At 71.5% G+C, this 20,140-nt stretch carries 13 protein-coding genes and 2 pseudogenes; 4 read left to right on the top strand and 11 right to left on the bottom strand.

The window, feature by feature from the left end; genetic code table 11:
• Nucleotides 1-21: 21 nt before the first annotated feature.
• The 3 genes from ppc to KR546_RS08935 form a co-directional block, all read right to left on the bottom strand.
• Nucleotides 22-2,784, bottom strand: coding sequence for a phosphoenolpyruvate carboxylase (gene ppc, locus KR546_RS08945; protein ID WP_238444360.1), 2,763 nt, complete (start codon nt 2,782-2,784; stop codon nt 22-24).
• 372 nt (nt 2,785-3,156) lie between these two features.
• Nucleotides 3,157-4,068 carry a hypothetical protein gene (locus tag KR546_RS08940; RefSeq protein WP_238444359.1) on the bottom strand — a complete coding sequence of 304 codons (912 nt, stop codon included), beginning with the start codon at nt 4,066-4,068 and terminating at the stop codon, nt 3,157-3,159.
• A 287-nt stretch (nt 4,069-4,355) separates the two neighbouring features.
• Nucleotides 4,356-5,282 (bottom strand): LysR family transcriptional regulator, encoded by a 927-nt coding sequence (locus KR546_RS08935; RefSeq protein WP_238444358.1) that lies wholly within the window; start codon nt 5,280-5,282, stop codon nt 4,356-4,358.
• Nucleotides 5,283-5,414: 132 nt separating this feature from the next.
• On the opposite strand from KR546_RS08935, the gene KR546_RS08930 reads away from it, so the two are divergent.
• Nucleotides 5,415-5,627 carry a hypothetical protein gene (locus tag KR546_RS08930; RefSeq protein ID WP_238444357.1) on the top strand — a complete coding sequence of 71 codons (213 nt, stop codon included), beginning with the start codon at nt 5,415-5,417 and terminating at the stop codon, nt 5,625-5,627.
• Between the two features lie 150 nt (nt 5,628-5,777).
• On the opposite strand, the gene KR546_RS08925 is transcribed toward KR546_RS08930, so the two are convergent.
• The 4 genes and pseudogenes from KR546_RS08925 to KR546_RS19925 all read right to left on the bottom strand — a co-directional run.
• Entirely contained in the window at nt 5,778-7,493 is a 1,716-nt protein-coding gene (locus tag KR546_RS08925) for an acyl-CoA mutase large subunit family protein (RefSeq protein WP_338019126.1), read from the bottom strand.
• 202 nt (nt 7,494-7,695) lie between these two features.
• Nucleotides 7,696-8,493 (bottom strand): Ig-like domain-containing protein, encoded by a 798-nt coding sequence (locus KR546_RS19935; protein ID WP_420804248.1) that lies wholly within the window; start codon nt 8,491-8,493, stop codon nt 7,696-7,698.
• A 39-nt stretch (nt 8,494-8,532) separates the two neighbouring features.
• Nucleotides 8,533-10,659: pseudogene (locus tag KR546_RS19930) on the bottom strand (3-keto-alpha-glucoside-1,2-lyase-like domain-containing protein); the annotation flags it as partial.
• A 78-nt stretch (nt 10,660-10,737) separates the two neighbouring features.
• Nucleotides 10,738-13,980, bottom strand: a pseudogene (locus tag KR546_RS19925) (3-keto-alpha-glucoside-1,2-lyase-like domain-containing protein); the annotation flags it as partial.
• 343 nt (nt 13,981-14,323) lie between these two features.
• On the opposite strand from KR546_RS19925, the gene KR546_RS08910 reads away from it, so the two are divergent.
• Both KR546_RS08910 and KR546_RS08905 read left to right on the top strand, forming a co-directional pair.
• Nucleotides 14,324-15,115, top strand: a complete 792-nt coding sequence (locus KR546_RS08910) for a class F sortase (protein ID WP_238444356.1) — start codon at nt 14,324-14,326, stop codon at nt 15,113-15,115.
• Nucleotides 15,116-15,257: 142 nt separating this feature from the next.
• On the top strand, nt 15,258-15,719 hold the full coding sequence (locus KR546_RS08905; protein ID WP_238444355.1) for an excalibur calcium-binding domain-containing protein: 462 nt from the start codon (nt 15,258-15,260) through the stop codon (nt 15,717-15,719).
• Between the two features lie 72 nt (nt 15,720-15,791).
• On the opposite strand, the gene KR546_RS08900 is transcribed toward KR546_RS08905, so the two are convergent.
• The 3 genes from KR546_RS08900 to KR546_RS08890 are packed head-to-tail and all read right to left on the bottom strand — an operon-like array spanning nt 15,792 to nt 18,576.
• On the bottom strand, nt 15,792-16,343 hold the full coding sequence (locus KR546_RS08900) for a MarR family winged helix-turn-helix transcriptional regulator (RefSeq protein WP_238444354.1): 552 nt from the start codon (nt 16,341-16,343) through the stop codon (nt 15,792-15,794).
• Nucleotides 16,340-17,383, bottom strand: coding sequence for a methylmalonyl Co-A mutase-associated GTPase MeaB (meaB, locus tag KR546_RS08895; RefSeq protein WP_238444353.1), 1,044 nt, complete (start codon nt 17,381-17,383; stop codon nt 16,340-16,342). Before meaB ends, KR546_RS08900 begins: the two co-directional genes overlap by 4 nt.
• 8 nt (nt 17,384-17,391) lie before the next feature.
• Nucleotides 17,392-18,576, bottom strand: coding sequence for an acetyl-CoA C-acyltransferase (locus tag KR546_RS08890; protein WP_238444352.1), 1,185 nt, complete (start codon nt 18,574-18,576; stop codon nt 17,392-17,394).
• Between the two features lie 81 nt (nt 18,577-18,657).
• Between KR546_RS08890 and mce the strand changes: the two genes are divergently transcribed.
• Complete coding sequence (mce, locus tag KR546_RS08885) at nt 18,658-19,059, top strand: methylmalonyl-CoA epimerase (protein ID WP_238444351.1); 402 nt, start codon at nt 18,658-18,660, stop codon at nt 19,057-19,059.
• 60 nt (nt 19,060-19,119) lie between these two features.
• Here the strand turns inward: mce and KR546_RS08880 are convergent, their stop codons facing one another.
• Complete coding sequence (locus tag KR546_RS08880) at nt 19,120-20,136, bottom strand: NAD(P)-dependent alcohol dehydrogenase (RefSeq protein WP_238444350.1); 1,017 nt, start codon at nt 20,134-20,136, stop codon at nt 19,120-19,122.
• Nucleotides 20,137-20,140: the final 4 nt, after the last annotated feature.

The following is a 20,140-nucleotide window of genomic DNA, read 5'->3' as shown; positions in this document are numbered from 1 at the left end:
CGCCGGTGGGCGCCCCCGGCCTCAGCCGGTGTTGCGCAGGCCGGCGGCGATGCCGTTGATGGTCAGCATCAGGGCCCGGTCGCGGGCGCGGTCCTCGGCGTCGTCGCCGCGGGTCCGGGCCAGCAGTTCGACCTGCATGGCGTGGAGCGGCTCGAGGTACAGGTCACGGACCGTCAGGGTCCGCGCGAGCACCGGGTGGTCGCCGAGCAGCACGTCGTTGCCGGTCAGCCGTCCGACCTCCTCCACGCTGACGTCGTACTCGTCCTCGATGATCGAGAACAGGTGCTGGTGCTCGGGCGGGACCAGCCGCTCGACGTAGCGACGGGCGATCCGCAGGTCGGTCTTGGCGAGTGTCATCTCGACGTTGGACAGCAGCGCCTTCAGGAACCACCACTCGTCGGCCATGGTCGCGAGCAGGTCACCGTGGCCGTCCTCCCGGGCGGCCCGCAGCCCCGTGCCGATGCCGAACCAGCCCGGCACGATCTGGCGTGACTGGGTCCAGCCGAACACCCACGGGATCGCCCGCAGGGCGTCCAGTCCGGCGCCGGTGGTCGATCGCTTGGCCGGCCGCGAGCCGATGTTCATGGAACCGAGCTCGTCGACCGGGGTCGAGGTCACGAAGTAGTCGACCAGGGACTCGTCGTCGATCAGCCGGCGGTAGGCCGCCCGGGACGACGACGAGACGGTGTCCATCACCTCGTCGTAGTCCACCTGGGTCGCGGCGTCGTGCCGTGCCTCGGTGTGGAGGAGGGCCGCCTCCAGGGTGGACGACAGCACCAGCTCGAGGTTCGCGCGTGCCAGGCCCGGCAGCAGGTACTTGTCCGAGATCACCTCGCCCTGCTCGGTCAGCTTGACCGAGCCGCCGACCGCCCCGTAGGGCTGGGCGAGGATCGCCTGGTGGGCCGGACCACCGCCACGCCCGACCGAGCCACCACGACCGTGGAACAGCCGCAGCCGGACCCCGTGGCGGGCCGCGGTGTCACGCAGGGCACGGATCGCGGTGTGGATCGACCACTGGCTGGTGACGATCCCCCCGTCCTTGTTGGAGTCCGAGTAGCCCAGCATCACCTCCTGGACGTCGCCACGCAGCGACACGATCGACCGGTAGGCGTCGATCGACAGCAGGTCGTCGAGGATGGTCCCGGCGGCGTGCAGCTCGTCGACGGTCTCGAGCAGCGGGGCGAACCCCAGCCGCGCCACGCCGGCGTGGATGTCGACCAGCCCCGACTCGCGCGCGCTGACCGCGGCGGCCAGCACGTCGTCGGGTCCCTTGGTCATCGACACGATGCAGGTGTCGGCGATGCCCTCGCCGTAGCGATCGAAGTCGCGGCGCAGGTTGGTGAACAGCTGCGCGGTGCGGCCGGCCCCGTCGGACACCACCGTGGTGGGCGACGACAGCGGGCGGCGCTGGTCGAGCTCACCGGCCAGCAGTTCCTGGCGGGCGACCTTGTCGTCGGGGTAGTCGATGCCGTCGAGCTCGCACAGCTCGGCGACAAGGTCGTGGAAGACGTCGGCGTGGTCGCGGATGTCGAGGATCGCCATGTGGAACCGGGCCGCGTTGACCACGTGGATCGCGCGCTCGACCATGCCGGAGGCGACCAGGTCACCACCGTGCTCGGCCAGCGAGTCACGGATCAGGCCCAGGTCGGCGATCAGCCCACTGGCGTCGGCGTAGTCGATGCCGTCGCCATGCGGCAGGCCGGCCTCGTGGCGACGTCGGGTGGCCCGCAGGCGCTCGAGGCAGTAGGACAGCTTGAGGCGGTAGGGCTCCTCGGCGTTGAGGTGGGCGAGCCGCTTCCAGACCTGGCCCATGACGGCACGGTCGCCGGCGAGGCTGGCCAGCAGCTCGCCACTGGCCGGCCGGATGCGCACCGACGGCGACAGTCGTGTGCCGAGGTCGCGCAGCACCTGCTCGACCAGGTCCATGCCCTTGTCGTGCATCACGGCCAGCACGTGGTCGGTGACCTCGGGGGTGACGAACGGGTTGCCGTCCCGGTCGCCGCCGACCCACGAGCCGAACCGGATCGGGGCCATGTCCGGGGTGAACGCGACGTCAAGCCGGGACAGTTCGGCGTTGGCGTCGTCGAGCAGCTCGGGCAACACCTCGCGGAGGGTCTGCTCGACGTAGAACAGCGCCGACGTGGCCTCGTCGACCACGCGGGGTCGTTGCAGCCGCAGCTCGTCGGTCTGCCACAGCAGGTCGATCAGCTCGGCCGTGCGCCGGTCCACCCGGGCGCGGTCGGTCGAGGTCGACCGCGGGTCTCGGCGCTGCTCGACCAGTCGACCGATCGCGGCCAGCTTGGACAGGATCGATCGGCGTGACGCCTCGGTGGGGTGGGCGGTGACGACCGGCCGGACCTCCAGGTCGTGCAGGACCGCCGCGATCTGGTCCTCGCGCAGGCCGGACGAGGCGAGCCGGTCCACGGTCGCGGCGAACCAGCCCCGACCGGACTCGTCGGGCGTCCGGAGCAGCTCCACGCGGTGGGACTGCTCGGCGACGGTGGCGAGGTGGAAGTAGGCCGTGAACGCGCGGACCAGCCGGATGACGTCGACCGTGTCGGTGTCGGCCAGCAGGTCACGCAGCTCGTCGCGCGCCCCGTCGTCGCCGTCGGCACCGTCCCGGGTCAGGCGACGGACCTCCTCGACGAGCTCGAAGAGGTCCTGTCCCTCCTGGCGCAGCAGGCTGCGTCCGAGCTCGGACCCCAGCCGGCGGATGTCGGCCCGCAGGGCGGTGTCGACCGCGGCGAGTTGGGGATCGTCCACCTGGACGTCGTTGTCGGACACGGCAGGTTCCTCGGGGTCGGCTCGGCAGACGAGACGGTGGCGGTCGGTCCCGGCCACCGGGAGCCGCTGACCGTCACCCCGACCCCGTTGTCGAGCATCACTGCCACCGGCACCCGATCGATGCTAGGACCCCCGCCCCGGACCAGTCCAACCCACCCGCGCCCTCCACCCTCCGATCTGCGGCGACCACCCCGCACCGCCTCACCTCGACCGTCACCCCTTCGCGATGTGAGTTGCCCGCCCCGATGTGACTTCGACGCGAGGGTGCGTGGAACTCACATCGCCGCGACGAACTCACATCACGCCCTGCGGACCGAACTCGAAGACGCCTCGGCGAGGTGGGCGGTTCGTGACGGGACCCGAATGAAGGGATCAGCCGGCGAGGGCGTCGTGGAGGTCGTCGAGGAAGTCCCCCCAGTGGCGATCGAACTCCCACGTCCCGATCCGCAACGGCTCCCAACCCGCCCGGGAGTAGGCGCGGTCCTTCCGATTGTCCACCATCAGTTCCCGCTGTTCGCTGTGCGCGAGCATCGAGTCGCACTCGATCGCCACCCGTTCATCGGTGAAGGTGATGTCGGGATGCAGCGTGCGTCGATGCGTGGGCACCGGCGTGGGGGCGGGATCGGGACGCAGGCCCTCGCGGAGGAGGCGTCGGTGCACACGATCGGAGAACGGCGAGTCCGCCTCGACGTCCAGCACGTCGGCCACCGCCCGGCGCAACACCGGCAGACCCGGGACACCTCGTGCCTGGCGGATGCTCTGTTGCAGCCGTGCGACGTCGACCTGACGCGCCTGCCGCGCGGTGACCAGCAGGTCGCGGACGTCGGCGGCGGACGGCGTCGGCGGGATCACCAGGTCCACGAAGCAGCGCGTGGCCAGGGCGCACGGGAGGCCCTTCGCCGCGCCGGCGTCGGTGGGACGCAGGGTCCGACTGCTGATCACCTTCGCCCGCGAGCGCAGGTGCCGCGCCGCGTGGGTCTCCATCGGGGTCACGATCCGGGGCCGTGTCCGGGGAGCACGGCCGACGCCTCGGAGCCACAGCCCGTCGGCACCGGTGACCATGGCCTGCGGCCCGCAGGCCAGGACCGCGGCCCACAACCGCCCGAGGCGATCGGTCCGCGCACCCGGCATCCGCCAGACACCCCGGCTCTCGCGAGTCCATCCTTCTTCGCTGCCACGACGGGTGAAGGTCGACGCGAGCACCCCCAGTTCCGTGACCTGCTGGATCGTGATGCGACCGCCCTGGCGGGCGGCGAGTTCGAGGACGGACTTCCACAGCAGCATTGCGCGAGCCTGCCCGGTCCTGCCAGCCTGGCGGCCCCCGCTCCGACGGACTGTGGAAAACCGACTCCTCCGCACGCCCCTCCACCCCCTCGTCGACCCCGCACGCGATGTGGGTTGCGCGTCCCGATGTGAGTTCGACGCGAGGATGCGTGGAACTCACATCGCCGCGACGAACTCACATCGCCTGGTGGTGCGGCGCGAGGGGTGGGGGTCGGGGCGAGGTGGGGTCGGGGCGAGGTGGGGCCGGGGCGAGGTGGGGCCGGGGGGAGGTGGGGCCGGGGGGAGGATCAGGTGGGGAGGGTGAGGAGGGTGGCGTCGATGGTGGCGAAACGGTCCTCGAGGGAGGCGCCGGCGGCGGCGAGGTGGCTGGCCACGGCTTCCAGGCCGGGATCGCCGACCCCGACGTCCCGGACGAACGCCCCGATCTGGCGATCGACCCCGGGCACCCGCCAGGCCCGCACGCCATCCGGCAGGTGCAGGCAGGCCAGGCCGGGCACGACGGTCATGGCCGAGCCCAGCGCCGCGACGTGGAGCATCACGGTCATGTCGTCGGTGGTGAACTGCATGCGGGGGTCCTCGGCCCCCAGCGACGCGATCACGGCCCGGGTCGCCGGACCGCACTGCACGCACGGGTGGTCGATCCACGCCCCCTCCGCCCGCACCTGCGGGTCGGTCAGGTCGACGTCCTCGCGAGTCACCACGTAGACCGGCTCGCGGCACAGCTCGATCACCGACAGCCCGTCGATCGCGCGGTCCGGCACGTTGGACCAGTGGTGGTCGACGGCGAGGTCGATCCGCCGGTTGCGCAACGCGTCGAGCACGGCGTCCCCGAGGTCGACCACCTCCAGGCCCAGCTCGGGCTCGTCCCGCTCCAGCGACGCCACCGCCAGCGGGACCAGGTCGACGATCGTGGAGCCCAGCGCGCCGACCCGGACGACGCCGGTCGAGGCTGCCGCGGCACGGCGGGTGGCGGTCTCGGCCGTCTCCAGCGCGTCGAACACCCCGTCGGCGGCGTCGACCAGTGCTCGACCCGCCCGGGTGAGCCGCACGTTGCGGCCGTCACGGACCAGCAGTTCGACGTCGAGGTCGCGTTGGAGGGCGGCCAACTGCTGGGACGCGGCCGAGGGTGAGTAGCCCAACGACTCGGCGGCGGCAGTGACGGTCCCCCAGTGGTCGACCTCGACCAGGAAGCGGAGACGGCGTGGATCAATCATGAAGTGATTCTACACGAACCCTGCACAAACATTCGATGGACAGGGACGATCGGTCTCGCCACAGTGGGTGCCGGAGCCGGAACGACAACCGACAGACATGCACCCGCCCGACACGAAACCCGGAGGTACGCCATGTTCCTCATCACCTGCCCCGACACCGACACCCCCCGTCTCGTGGACGTGCACGCGATCCGCGAGCACGCCAACACCGCGCACGGCGTGCTGACCGTGGTCGCCTGCTCCTGCGGCGGCGAGGCCGTCCTGCGCAACGGCGACCAGGTCGCCCACCACGCTCCCGGTGCCAACTCGCTGACCCCGATGGCTCCGGCCGCGATGGCCGCCTGAGCCGATCCCGGCCCCGCCCAGCCACGTCGCCAGCATGACCGGCCACCCGCCGTTCACGACGTTCGAACGCGCCGCCCCCGGTGATCCCGGTGGCGGCGCGTCGTTCGTCGTGGGGCTGCCGAGCCCGCCTGACCGGACCCGGCCGACTGGCTACAGCCGCGGCACCTCGGAGTAGGTCCCCCACACGTCCTGGAGGGCCCGGCTGATCTCGCCGACCGTGGCGTCGGCACGCACGGCCTCCATGATCGGCTCGAGCATGTTGGCGTCGGTCCCGGCGGCCGCGACCATGGCCTCCATCGCGGCGGCGTGGCGTGCCTGGTCGCGGTTCGCGCGGACCTCGGCGACCCGGACGGCCTGGCGCTCACCGACCTCGTTGGAGATCCGCAGGATGTCGAGCTCCTCGTCGTCGTCGTCGACGTGGGCGTTGACCCCGACCTGTCGGAACCGGCCCTTCTCGACCCGGTTCTGGAAGGTGAAGGCCGCGTCGGCGATCTCGGACATGAACCAGCCGTCCTCGATGCCCCGCAACAGCCCCGAGGTCACGGTGCCGTCGTCGCCCATGTCGATGATGGTGGCGAAGATCTCCTCGACCCGACGCTCCATCTCGTCGGTCAGCGACTCGACGAACCACGATCCCCCGAGCGGGTCGATGACGTTGGTGACACCGGTCTCCTCGGCGATCACCTGCTGGGTCCGCAGCGCGACCTTGGCGGCGTGGTCGCTGGGCAGGGCGAGCACCTCGTCCAGCGCGTTGGTGTGCAGGGACTGGGTGCCGCCCAGCACGGCGGCGAGCGCCTCGATGGCCGTCCGGACGATGTTGTTGTCCGGCTGCTGGCCGGTGAGGCTGACCCCGGCGGTCTGGGTGTGGAAGCGCATCAGCATGGCACGTTCGGCCGTGGCGCCGTAGCGCTCGCGCATCCACCGTGCCCAGATCCGGCGACCGGCCCGGAACTTGGCGATCTCCTCGAAGAAGTCGAGGTGGGCGTCGAAGAAGAACGAGAAGCGTGGCACGAACTCGTCCGGGTGCAGGCCACGGGACATGCCCAGCTCGACGTAGGCGAAGCCGTCGGCCAGGGTGAACGCGAGCTCCTGTGCCGCGGTCGAGCCGGCCTCGCGGATGTGGTAGCCCGAGATGGACACCGGGTGGTAGCGGGGAACCTCGCGGGTGCAGAACTCGATCAGGTCGCCGATCAGCCTCAGGTGCGGCTGGGGCGGGAACAGCCACTCCTTCTGCGCGATGTACTCCTTGAAGATGTCGGTCTGGAGCGTCCCGCCCAGCTGGTCGAGCGAGAACCCCTGGCGCTCCGCCGCGACCGCGTACATCGCGAACAGGGTCACGGCCGGGGCGTTGATGGTCATCGACGTCGTGATGTCGCCCAGCGGCAGGCCCTCGAAGAGCCGTTCCATGTCGTGGATCGTGTCGATGGCGACACCACAGTGGCCGACCTCGCCCAGTGACCGCTCGTCGTCGGAGTCCAGTCCCATGAGGGTCGGCATGTCGAAGGCGACCGACAGCCCGTGCTGGCCCGCATCGACGAGGTCGTGGAACCGCTTGTTGGTCTCGTCGGGATCGGCGAACCCGGCGAACTGGCGGATCGTCCACGGCCGTGTGCGATACATCGAGGCGTAGACGCCGCGGGTGTAGGGCGCCTGGCCGGGGTAGCCGATCCGGTCGAAGTCGACCTCGGTGTTGTGGGGGCCGTACAGCGGCTCCAGCGGGATGCCCGACAGGGTCGTGAAGTCGGCGTCACGCTCCCCCGCACGGGCGTACGCCTGCTCCCAGGCCACGCGGTCCGGCCCGTCGGCGGGGTCGACGCGCTCGGCATCGGAGCGGTCGGGGGTGCCGGGATGGGGGTCGGTCGCCACGGGGGCTCCTGGGCTGGACGGACCACCACCGTACGTCGAAACTATTTCGACGTCAAAGGAAATTGCCGGTCGGTCGGCCCATCACGTGGGTGACACGGCCGTCGGCCCGGACACCGAGGTGGTGTCCGGGCCGACGTGGCGGTGTCCCCCACCGGCGCCGGCCGTGGTGCAGGCACGACGCGGCGACCGGTGGGGGACGTGTTCAGGACTGGTCGAGCAGCCCCTCCAGCTCGCGGACCAGCAGGTCACGCGCGTCCGCGGAGTCCAGTCGCTCGGCCCAGCCGAGGAGCGCCTCGAGCTGGTCATGGTAGGCGTCCACGTTGCCGCGGTCGTCCATGCGCTCGGCCAGCTCGACCTTGCGCGTCATCCAGCGGTGGTCCTTGTCGTCGAGCTCGCCCTGGTCGGCCAGCCGGTCCAGGTGGGCCTGGAGGTCGTCCAGGGACGTCTCGATCGTGAAGGTCACCTCCGTGACCACGCTGTTTCCCGCGACGTCGACCGCCTCGACGGTCAGGACGTGCTCGCCGAGCGACCAGTCCCAGGCCTGCAGCGACAGTGAGTGTGGCGCGTCACCCGAGGCGACCTCGTCACCGTCGACCGTCACGACGACCTCGGCCACGCCGGACGTGGCATCGGTGGCGTCGACCGCCACGTCGACGACGTCGGAGGACCCGACGGTGGCCCCGTCGGTGATCCCGTCCACGTCGACCTCGGGCGCGGTGCCGTCGAGGTCGATGCTGATGGTCTCGACCTCTGTGGTCTCGTCACCACGGACGGCGCGGACCTCCACGGTGTGGGACCCGTCGGCCGTCACCTCGAGGACACCGTCCTCGTCGGCGACCCACTCACTGCCGTCGACCGAGAACTCGATCGTGGCGTCGTCGGTGCTGGTCGCCGTGACGGTGACCGGCGAGACGTACCAGCCGTCCTGTCCGTCGGGGTCGGCCGGGTCGACCGACACGTCCAGGGTCAGCGGCTCGAGCGCGCCGTCCAGCGCCAGCATCGGCACCTGGGTGGGCGAGTCGATGGTCCAGTCCAGGACCACGGACTGGTCCTGGCCGGGTCCGACGATGACGTCGAGGGCGTTGGGGTCACTGGTGTCGGTGTCGTGCGACGGGCTCGAGTCCCACTCGCCGGCACCGCCACCCGGGCGCCACTCGTTGATGTAGCCCATGCCCGCGGGCGGGTTCTCCCAGTACTCCAGGGAGTAGACGGGCCGGACGTTGCCGATGCCCTCGCCACCCTCGGCGTCGATGAACATCGCGGTGCCGTAGGCGGCACTGTCGAGGTCGAGGTCACCGAAGGCGCTGGCGGGCACCACGACACCGAACTCGTTGGTCTCGGGGACCGCGAAGAGCTCGCCGTCGGCGATCTTGGTGCCGTCGGGCGCCCACACGCCGGCCTGGTCGAACCGACCGTGGATCACCACGGTGGACTCCCAGGACGACTCGGTGTCCATGTTGGTGCCGGGCAGGGCTGCCTGGGCGTCACCCCCACCCTCACCCACGTAGACGTTGACCCGCTGGAGGGCGATCTCGTCGCCGCCCCAACCGGACGGGTTGGTGACCGGGCCGTCGATGCTGACCACGAACCGGTAGTCGTCCCCGTCGCGGTACACCTCCATGCCGGTGAGGTCGAACACGCCGTCGGAGAACACCTCGTTGGACGGGTAGACGTAGCTGCCCGGACCGTCGTCGTCACCGGCCGGGTCGTCGAGCGAACCGACGAACTCGCCGTAGTTGCGGGCCATGACACTGCGCGTGGCGACCGTCGAGGTGCCGTCCTCGGCGTAGGCGTACACCGTGAGGTCGTTTCCGCCGGTCTCGACCGGCACCTCCACGCTGAACTCGCCGTCGGTCGGGGTGACCTCCCACAGCTGCGTCCCGAGCCGCACGTCGACGGACTCGCCGTCGGTCGTGCCGGCGACGGTCACGGTGTCGCCGTCGACGGTGGCGCCGTCGTCGGGACTGGTCAGCTCGAGGCTGGGCGCCGGGCCGTCCGGCGTGTCGACCTCCATGACCTGGATGTCGCGGTAGAAGACCTCGTCGCCGCCACCGTGGTTCTGGATCCCCACGTGGGTCAGGCCGTCGAGGCGGTTGTCCTCGGTGCTGGTGAAGTCGTTGACCTCGACCCCGTTGAGGATGACGCGCACGCGGTCACCCGTCACGACCAGCTCGTAGGAGTTCCACTCGCCGGGCGGGTTCAGCGCGGAATCGCGGGCGTCGGCGACCGGGGCCTGGAAGTCGTAGATGGCACCCGTGGTCGAGTCCGGGTCGTCGGTCGCGTCGATCTGGATCTCGTAGCCGTTGTCGACCGCGACCCACGGGTCGTCCCCGGGGTTCGGGAAGCCGACGAACACGCCGCCGTTGTCGTCACCGGCCAGCTTCCAGTCCAGCTTCAGGGAGTAGGACTCGAAGCTGTCCGGGTGGTAGAGCAGCCCGAGGCCGCCCTGGGACAGCAGCGAGCAGTCCTCCTGGAGCGCGAAGCCACCGGGACCGGCCATGACCCACTCGTCGAAGCTCGCCGGCGTGCCGTCGAACAGCATCCGGTAGCCCTCCTCGGGTGTGGTCGGGTCCTGGCAGGCAGGCGCGCCGCCGTCGCCGACGTGGAAGAAGTCGAACCCGGCGGCCTGGCCATCGCCGTTGTAGGCGGCCAGCCCGATGTTCGGGTCCGGCAGGGAGTCCAGCGGACGGGTGCGACCGAACGAGGTCCACGTCTCGCCGTCGGCCGACCATGCGGCGGTCAGGCCGATGCCGTTGCTGGTCACGCGCAGCCAGACCCCGTCGGTGTTGATGCCGTCGGGCAGCGGCGCGGACTGGTCCAGGCCGCCGTCGTGGATCGCGGACCCACCGACGGTCTGGCCGAACTCGGCGATCCACCCGCGGGTCGGGTCGTCCATGAGCATGAGCTTGGCGAAGTTGTCGTCGTCCTGGTGGACGAGGATGCCGGCCTGCTCGTACTCCTCGCCCTGCGGCAGGGTCACGTGCGTCGTGGCCGACCAGCTGTCGGTGTCCGGTGCGTCCTGGAGGATGACGTTGGCGGCGTTGGTCGCGCCACCGTGCATGTCACCGTCGAGCGCGTCGATCTGGAGCTCGCCGTCGGTGACCCGGTAGTGGTCGGTGTCCTCGCGCAGGATCTCGGTCCAGCGGCACAGGTCGAGCGCATCACCCTCGAACTCGTCGTTCGGATCGACGTCACCCGAGCAGTCCGGGTCGACGTCGATGGTGAAGGCACGGCCCGTCGAGCGACCGTCGGCGTCGGTGGCGGTCACCGAGGCCCGGTAGGTGCCCGGCGTGTCGTAGGTGTGGCTGGCGTCGGCGGTCGTGACGGTGTCGGAGCCGTCGCCGAAGTCCCACGAGTAGGTGACGTCGGTGCCCTCGGGGTCGGTCGCCGACGCGGTGAACGCCACGTCGAGCGGCGCGACGCCACTGGTCGGCTCGGCCGTCGCGGTCAGGTCGGGCACGGCGTTGTACTCGGGCTCGATCCAGACGTTGCGGTAGCGGACCGGGTCGCCGTGGTCCTGCAGGCGGATCGCGCCGGTCGCCGGGCCCTCGGGCAGGTTGCCCCCGGTCGGACCGGTGATCTCGACGTCGTCATGCACGACCACGCCGTTCCAGGTCACCGTGACCCGGGCGTTGGCGACCTTGTTCCCGTCGGCGTCGTAGCGCGCCGCGGTGTAGTCGATGTCGTAGGTCTGCCACGTCTCGGGCGGGGTCGCCTCGTTGCTGTCGGCGGCCTTCTGGGTGTAGATCGCCGCGGCGTCGTTGTCCTGCAACGGATCGATGCCGAACGAGTCGAGCACCTGGATCTCGTAGCGCTCCTGCTGGTAGACGCCGCTGTTGGCGCGCGCCTGGCCGGTCACGTCCGGCGGGAACTCGGGCAGCCAGAACTCGACGTGCAGGGAGTAGTCGCCGAACGCCTCCTTGGTGCGCAGGTCGCCACAGCACACCTCGTAGACGCCGTCGGACACCTCGGGCCACTCGGGGGCGCGTCCATCGGTGTGCTGCCACTCGGACAGGCCGTCGGCACCGTCGCCCATCAGCTGGATCCGCTCACCGGCGGGCCGGACGGTCATCGCGTCGAGGTTGACGTGCCCGGTGCTGTCCGGGCCGACGTCGAACTCGACCAGGTTGGCCCCGGCCTCGAGCTCGACGCGTTCGCGCTGGGTCGCCCAGATGCCCCACTCGATGGTGCTGGGGAAGACCACCTCCTGGCTCTCCTCGCCGTTGACCCGCATCCGCATGGTCTTGTCGCCGGAGAACGGGTTGGGACCGTTGGCGTAGCGCACCCCCAGGTCGTAGGACCCGGCCTCGTCGACGACGACCCGGAAGCGGGTGCCGCTGTGGGCCTGGTTGACGCTGGCGACGAAGCCGTCACCGGAGTAGGCGGCGTGGTCGGTGGCGATCACGGCACCACCGTCCAGGACCCCCTCCTCGGCCTCGTGGAAGAGCGGCTGCTCGTCGTCGGGGATCTCGTTGAGCGTGTACCACGCCTCGGTGTTCCACAGCTGCTCGCCGGAGTCGGAGGTGAACGGCCGCGGCGAGCGGACGTGCACGACACGGTTGCGCTTCAGGCCCGGGATCTCCAGGGTGACCGTGGTGGCGTCGCCGGACACGGTGGCCGCGGACGGCGTGAGGGACTCCTCGCCGATCTTGGGACCGCCGTAGGACGGCGACGGGCTGTAGGTCCACTGCTCGACCTGGTAGGCGGTCGCCGGGTCGGCGGTCACGGCGTCGACGGTCTCGGCCGACAGGGGCTGGGTGTAGGTGAACTCGAAGCCGGTGGCCGTGGCCCGCATCTCCTGGACGTCGAAGGCGTTGGTGCCGTTCGGGCTGAGCTTCTGGAGGCCGTACTTCAGCTTGCCGCCCTCGCTCCAGTTGCCGGCCTCGCCGATGCCACCGACGTAGATGTCGCCGTCGGGACCGACGATGGTGCGGTTGACGCCTGCCTCGAGTCCCGCGGTGTGGCGGAACGCCGCACCCTGCATGACCCCGTCGACCTCCTCGAGGAAGGCCCGCTGGAGACCACCGTAGGTCACGTCACCGAACAGCATCTGGCCGGCGAACGGGCCGTCCTCGAGCAGCACGGGGTTCGAGGGCGAGTTGCTGATCTCGTTCTGGGGCAGCCACAGGACCGGGCGGGTGACGGGCTGGTCGTCGAAGGGACCGGGCGGGTTGGTGCGGTGGTTGAAGAACCGGTCCTGCTCGACCGCCAGGAGCTTGGACGACGGGAGCCACGCCCCCTGGTTGTCCATCACCATCAACTGACCGTCCGGGCCCAGTCCCATCCCGTTGGGGGTGCGCAGGCCGCTGGCCACGTACTCGACGTCACCGGTGTCGGGGTCGATCTTGATCGTGGTCCCGCGGTTGTCCGCGGGCTGCGGGTCGGTGGTCGCACCACCGGCGTCGATGGCCACGGACAGGTTCACCCAGAAGTGGCCGTCCTCGTGGAGCAGGCCGAAGGCGAACTCGTGGAAGTTGCCCCCGAACGGCCACGAGGCGAGCTGCTCCTGCTCGAGGAGTCCGTCACCGTCGGTGTCGGGGCGCATGGCGACGAGGCCGTCACGCTCGGACACGTAGATCGTGCCGTCGACGACGGCGACGCCCATCGGGTTGAGGAGGTCGTCGGCGAGCTTGGTCACCGTGACCTGGTCGGCGCTGGTGACGCCGGTCACGTTGTCGAGCACGTACAGCTCACCGGTCTCCGACGGCGGCACGCCGCCGCCGGGGCTGACGTCGCCCGAGGTGGTCAGCACGAGCCGGTCGTCGTCCCAGGCCAGCGAGGACACCATCGGCTCGAAGCCCTCGGGGCGCAGGTCGGTGAGGTCGTAGTTCGGGTGCACGGCGTCCAGTCGGAGACCGTCACCGGGCGTGTCGGTGGCGCCCTCGCAGGACTTGGTCCCGGGGGCGGTCACGCGCACGACGTCGCTCGGGGTCTGCAGGTTCTCGGTGGGCACCAGTTCGAAGCCGGTCGCACCGGGGGCCTGCCACTCCAACGTGACCTGCTGGCCGCCGCCCGCCTCGAAGTGCTCGAGGAAGAGCTCGTGCGTGCCGGCAGTCAGGGCGACCGATCCCTCGGCCGGCGGGTCGATGCCGTGGAGCCCGTCGTGGTCCACGACGACCTCGCCGTCCAGCGACAGGCGCGAACCGTCGTCGCTGGTCAGCCGGAAGGTGTACTCACCGTCGGTCGGCACGACCAGGTCGGCGATCGTGTGCGAGATGAAGTTGTCCGACATCTCGAAGTCGGCCTCGGCCGAGTAGTCGATGACCGGCATGTACTTGTCGACGTTGGGTGTCTGTCCGCTCCGCAGGGTGCACAGTTCCGACAGCGACACCCCGCCCAGGTCGTACACGCGCAAGGTGACGCCGGGCTGGACGTCGGCGTCCTGGGCTCGGGCGGCAGGCACTGCCAGCGCGAGCGCCACGAGCGTCGTCAGGACGACGACGAGCAGGCTGCGGGCAGGACGGGACAGTCGGACGACAGGATTCATCGCGGGCAGGCTCCGGATCGGTCGGGGTCGGTCCTCGGGCCAGGCCGATCGGACGGTTTCCCACCCACGTGGCGACGCGTACGGTCGCCGACCTGCTGCACACCCGTGTACGACGTTTCACCTACGAGGTGTAGCACTTCGGTCGAGGCATTGCCAGAAGTAGCGCAAGAATGCCTTGAAACGGCGGAGGTTGTGTACGCCGTCCGCACATCTCGAGGTCGTCGGGATACCACGACATCGACCGGTGGGGGCCGGTCAGTCCCTATCCTGCCGCCCGGGCACCGACGTCGGCCTTCGCGAGTGATCGGCGCCCGCCGGACCGGACCCCGACCCTGGCCACCTCGTGCCCGACGACTCCGCGACCAGGCGGCGCCACCACGGACGACGCCTGGCGACCGCGCTGGTGGCGACGACCGTCACGGCACCGGTGCTGGTCGCCGGGGCCGTCGCCGCGACGAGCGGGCGGGACCTGCCCCCGGTCGCCACCGTCGCCACGATCGAGGATCCCGGGACCCCCACGGGCCCGGTGACGCCGCAGTTCGCGCCGGTGTCGCCCGCGCCTCCCACCGAGACCACGCCCGCCAACACGGCGAGGCCACCGGAGCCGGACCCCGCGCCGTCGACCCCCGCGCCGTCGCCGCCACCGGTTCCGGCGGGCCTTCCCCATGCCGAGCCCGTCCGGATCGCGATCCCCGACCTCGGCATCACCTCGGAGCTGGTCCGGCTCGGGCTCAACCCCGACGGCAGCCTCCAGGTGCCCGAGGACTTCGACCTCGCCGGGTGGTACGCCGACGGTCCTGCCCCGGGCGACGCCGAGGCCCCACCGGCGGTGATCGTCGGCCACGTCGACTCCACGACCGGCCCGGCGGTCTTCCACCGGCTGCGCGAGCTGGTTGTCGGCCAGCGGGTCGACGTGACCCGCGAGGACGGCTCCGTCGCGGTGTTCCGCGTCCGCGACACCGTCCAGTACCCCAAGGCCGCGCTGCCGACCGACGAGGTCTATGCCACGCGATCGCCGTCCGAATTGGTCCTGATCACGTGCTCGGGGGCGTTCGACCGCGCGGCCCGCTCCTACCTCGACAACTTCGTGGTCACGGCGTCCCTCGACCCGGAGGCCAGCTCGGTCCCACCCTGACGTCTCGCACGCGCCGCGATCCTCCCACCCGGACACCGCGGAGCTCGAGGTGCATGAAAGACTCGACAACGTCACTTCTGTTGTCTAGTGTTCTTTACTGTTGCCAAAGTTGAGCGACGACGTCCGCCATGGAGGACACCACATGACACGCACCCGAACGTTCCTGATGCTGCTGGCCGCCTTCCTGCTGGCCGCCGTCACCGGCACCGCGGCATCGGCCCAGGACCTTGACTGCGACGACTTCGCGACCCAGGCCGAGGCCCAGGCCGCCTACGACGACGACCCGAGTGATCCGAACGGCCTCGACGCCGACGACGACGGCATCGCGTGCGAGTCGTACTTCGACGACGGCGACGGCGCCGAGGACGGCGACGACGGCGACGACAGCGACAGCGACGACGGCGACAGCGACGACGACGGCAGTGACGACGGCAGTGACGACGGCGACGACGGCAGTGACGACACGGTCATGCCGACCGGTGGCGTCGCGACCGGCGGCGGTGGCACGGCCAGCACCACGTCCTGGCTGACGACGGTGGCCATCCTGCTCGCCGCCCTCGGTGCGTTCGTGGTGGCCGGTCGCGCCGCCACCGGGCGTCGCTGAGGCAACACCGCGACCACCTCGACGCGACGGCCGCACCCCGGGGGTGCGGCCGTCGTCGCACGAACGCCGGGATCAGGCGTCGGTCGGGAAGTCCCCGGCGCTGGCCCGGACGGCGCGCAGGGTCGCGAACACGCGACGGGCCGCGTCGTCGTCCAGGCCCTCGACGCCGTAGCGCACGGCCTCCAGCGCCTCGGTCGCCGCCGCGACCGTGCGGCGTCCCGACCGCGTGATCGCCGCCAGCACGGCCCGGCCGTCGGTCGGGTGCGGTCGTCGCTCGACGTAGCCCGAACCCTCGAGCCGATCGATGGCGTTGGTGACCGAGGCGGGCGACACCTGCAGCCGCTCCCCGACCTTGCCGAGCGGCAGCGCTCCCCTGCGCGAGAAGGTCAGCAGCGCCAGCACCTCGTAACGCGCGAAGGTCAGGTCGTGTGGTGCGAGTGCCTCGTCGCATCGACGCAGGACGAGCTGGTGGACCCGGGCGATGGAGGTCACGGCCGTCATGACGTCCGGCAGTGCCCACCCGTGGGCGACCCAGTGGTCCCGCGCCACGGCGATCGGGTCGAACGCCAGGGCAGGCTCGGGCCCCTGGTCCCCCGCTTCCGCGGACGGCGTGCGCTCGCTCACCGCCCGACCGATCCCGTCGGGGTCGCCGCCCCGTCGTCGACGTTGTCCAGCAAGCGGTCCGCCGCGGTGTAGGGATCCAGCTCCCGGCGGGCCACCCGCTCGGCCAGCGCGCCGAGCCGGCCGTCGCCCGGGCCGACCTCGAACCGGGCCCGGACTCGCGCCAGTGCCAGCTCGCGGACCAGCTGGACGGCCCGGTCGCGTCGGCGCTGCTCCCCCAGCCCGGTGTCCGCGAGGTGGGCGCCGTGGTCGTCGATCGCCGAGACCAGCTCCTCCAACCCGTCCCCCCGGACGGCGACGGTCCGCACGATCGGCGGCCACCACGCGTCCCGACCGATGCCCACCGCGCCACTGGCGTGGCCCATCTCGAGCATTCCGCGCAGCTCGGACTCCAGCTTGCCGGCGCCGGACTGGTCAGCCTTGTTGACCACGAACACGTCGGCGATCTCGAGGATCCCGGCCTTGGCCGCCTGGATGGAGTCGCCCATGCCGGGTGCCATCGCCACCAGGGTGGTGTCGGCGGTGCCGGCGATGTCGACCTCCGACTGCCCCACCCCCACCGTCTCGATGATCACGTCGTCGAAGCCGGCCGCGTCGAGCACGACGACGGCCTGGGGCGTGGCGAACGACAGCCCGCCCAGGTGCCCACGTGCCGCCATGGACCGGATGAACACGCCCTCGTCGGCGTGGTGGCCCTGCATCCGCACCCGGTCCCCCAGCAGCGCGCCGCCGGAGAACGGCGACGACGGGTCGACGGCCAGGACGGCCACGCGCCGGTCGCGTGTCCGCAGGGCGGTCGCCAGGGCGTTGGTCAGGGTCGACTTGCCCACCCCGGGGGCACCGGTCACGCCCAGCACACGGGCGTTGCCCCCCATCGGATGGAGTCGCTGGACGAGTCCGCGCAGCTGGTCCGGCGTGCCGTCCTCGATCCGGGACAGGGTCCGGGCGAGCGCACGGCGCTGGCCGTCGAGCAGGCGCTCGACCAGGTCGTCGTCGGGCCCGGGCACGGGTCGCGCCGTGCCGGGTCGGGAGGAGGCCGTCATCGCGCTCCTCAGCCCACCACGTCGACGACCAGGGCATCGCCCTGGCCACCACCACCGCACAGTGCGGCCGCCCCCCGGCCACCGCCCCGACGACGCAGCTCGTTGATCAGCGTCACCGTGATGCGGGCACCGGTGCAACCGATCGGGTGACCCATCGCGACCGCGCCGCCGTTGACGTTGACCAGGTCCTCGGAGATGCCCAGGTCGGCCGTGCCGGCCATCGCCACCGACGCGAACGCCTCGTTGAGCTCGTAGAGGTCGAACGAGGCCGCGTCGGCATCGAGCTTGGCCGCGGCGGCCCGGATGGCGTTGGCAGGCTGGGGCAGCAGCGACAGGGGCCCGGCCGTGGCACCCCAGGCGGCCACGGTCGCAAGGACCGGCAGGTCGTTGGCCTCGGCGTGGGCGCGCGAGGTCACGACCAGCGCGGCGGCACCGTCGGAGATCTGTGACGCGTTGCCGGCGGTGATGGTGCCCTCGCGGGTGAACGCCGGACGCAGGTTCCCCAGCGAGTCGACGGTCGTCTCGGGCCGTATGCCCTCGTCGCTGTCCACCAGCACCGGCTCGCCGCGACGCTGGGGGACCTCGACCGGGACGACCTCGTCGGCGAACGCCCCGTCCTTCCACGCGGCGGCGGCGCGCTCGTGGGAGCGGGCGGACCACTCGTCCTGGGCCTCGCGGGTGTAGGCGTGGGTGTCGGCCTGGTAGTGCTCGGTCGCCTCGCCCATGGCCTGGTGGTCGAAGGCGCAGGTCAGCCCGTCGAACATCATCGAGTCCTTCAGGGTCCCGTCGCCGAGCCGGTAGCCGAACCGGGCCTTGTCCAGCACGTAGGGCGCGTTGGACATCGACTCCATGCCGCCGGCCACGACGACGTCGAACTCCCCGAGCATGACCAGCGAGGCGGCGCGGGCGATCGCGGCCATGCCCGACGGGCACACCTTGTTCATGGTCTCGGCGGGCACGTCCAGCGGGATGCCACCGAGCTGGGCGGCCTGGCGTGACGTGATCTGGCCCTGGCCGGCCTGCAGGACGTGGCCCATGACGACGTAGTCGACGTCCTCGCCGGTGACCCCGGACCGCTCGAGCGCCGCAGCGATCGCGTGGCCCCCCAGCTCCATGGCCGACAGCGACGACAGGCCACCCCCGAACCGGCCGATCGGGGTGCGGGCGATCGCGGTGACGACGGCTTCGTGCATGGGGAGGCTCCTGGCGGACGGTGGCTCCTAGTCTAGGTCCCCGGCCGAGCCGGATCGGTGGTCGGACGGGAGGAGGACGCCATGGAGGTCACGCGCATCGACCAGATCGCGATCGCGGTGGAGGACCTGGACGCAGCACTCGACCTGTGGGAGCGGGCCTTCGGGCTCACCCCCCACCATCGCGAGGTGGTCGAGTCCGACGGCGTGGAGGAGGCGATGATCGACGTCGGTGGCGTCTGGATCCAGCTGCTCCAGGCCACGCGGGACGACTCACCGATCGCGAGGTACCTCGAGCGCAACGGACCCGGCCTGCACCACCTCGGCCTGGGCGTGACGTCCGTGGGCGAGGCGCTCGACCACCTCACGAACGAGGACGTCCAGGTCATCGACGACCGACCGCGGCCGGGGGGCTCTGGTCACACGGTCGGCTTCGTCCACCCCCGGGGCACCGGCGGCGTGCTGGTCGAGCTCGTCGAGGACTGACCGACCCGGGCCACGGGCCGGGACGTCGCCGTCCCGCCGATGCCGCACGACGGATCCGTCCTAGGGGACCAGCACGATCCGGCCGCGGGCCGTGCCGCTGGCGAGGAGATCGAGCGCCTCGGCAGCACGATCCAGCGGCAGCTCGCGGTCGACGACCGGGGTGATCGCGCCGTCGACCAGCAACGCCGCCAGGTCCGCGGTCCGGGCGCCCCGGTCGGGCGACGCGGACAGGTCCGCGGGAGGAAGATGGCGGTCCCGGCGCGAACGCAGGACCAGTCGCAACACCCGCGGCATGCTGCCGAGCCATCGTCCGGCCGTGCCGTATCCGTCATGGCCCACCAGCACGTACACGCCATCGTCCGTCAGGACCCGGCGCACGTGGTCGTAGGGGTGGTTCCCCGGGACGTCGAACACCAGGTCGTAGCGCTCCTCGCCCGTGGTGAAGTCGTCGCGCTCGGCATCGACCACGTGGTCGGCACCCAGTCGCCGGACGACGGCGAGCCGGTCGGGGCCCAGGTCGACGCCGGTGACCTCGGCACCACGGGCCCGGGCCACCTGCAGGGCCAGCCCACCGACCCCGCCGGCCGCGCCGTTGACCAGCACCCGGCGCCCCGGACCCAGGGCGGGCCGGTCCGGGAGGTTCATCAGCACGATCAGCCCGGCGGTCGGCACCGTCGCGGCAGGGATGAACCCCACCCCGGGCGGCAGGGGCGCGAGGTTGTCCGCACGGACCGCCACGTACTCGGCCCAGGCACCGCCGTTGTTCCACTGGTTGCCGCGCAGGACCTCGCCGAACACGCGGTCACCGACCCGGAACCGGTCGACGTCGGCGCCGACCCCGACCACCTCGCCGGCCATGTCGGTGCCGGGAACACGACGACGGGGACGCACCAGCCCGTTGCCGAACAGGCGCAGGACGTGGGGTCGTCCGGTCACGACGTGCCACACGTCCGGGTGCACCGACGTCGCGCGGACGGCGACAAGGACCTCGCCCGGCCCCACCCGCGGCGCGGGCACCTCCTGCAGCGACAACACGTCACGGGCGGCCCCGTAGCCGTCCTGGACGATCGCGCGCATCGCT

The sequence above is a fragment of the Salsipaludibacter albus genome, from assembly GCF_019798055.1.
Lineage (GTDB): Bacteria > Actinomycetota > Nitriliruptoria > Nitriliruptorales > Nitriliruptoraceae > Salsipaludibacter > Salsipaludibacter albus.
Note: the sequence above shows the minus strand (reverse complement) of the source record. Positions and strands in the feature narration are given on the sequence as shown.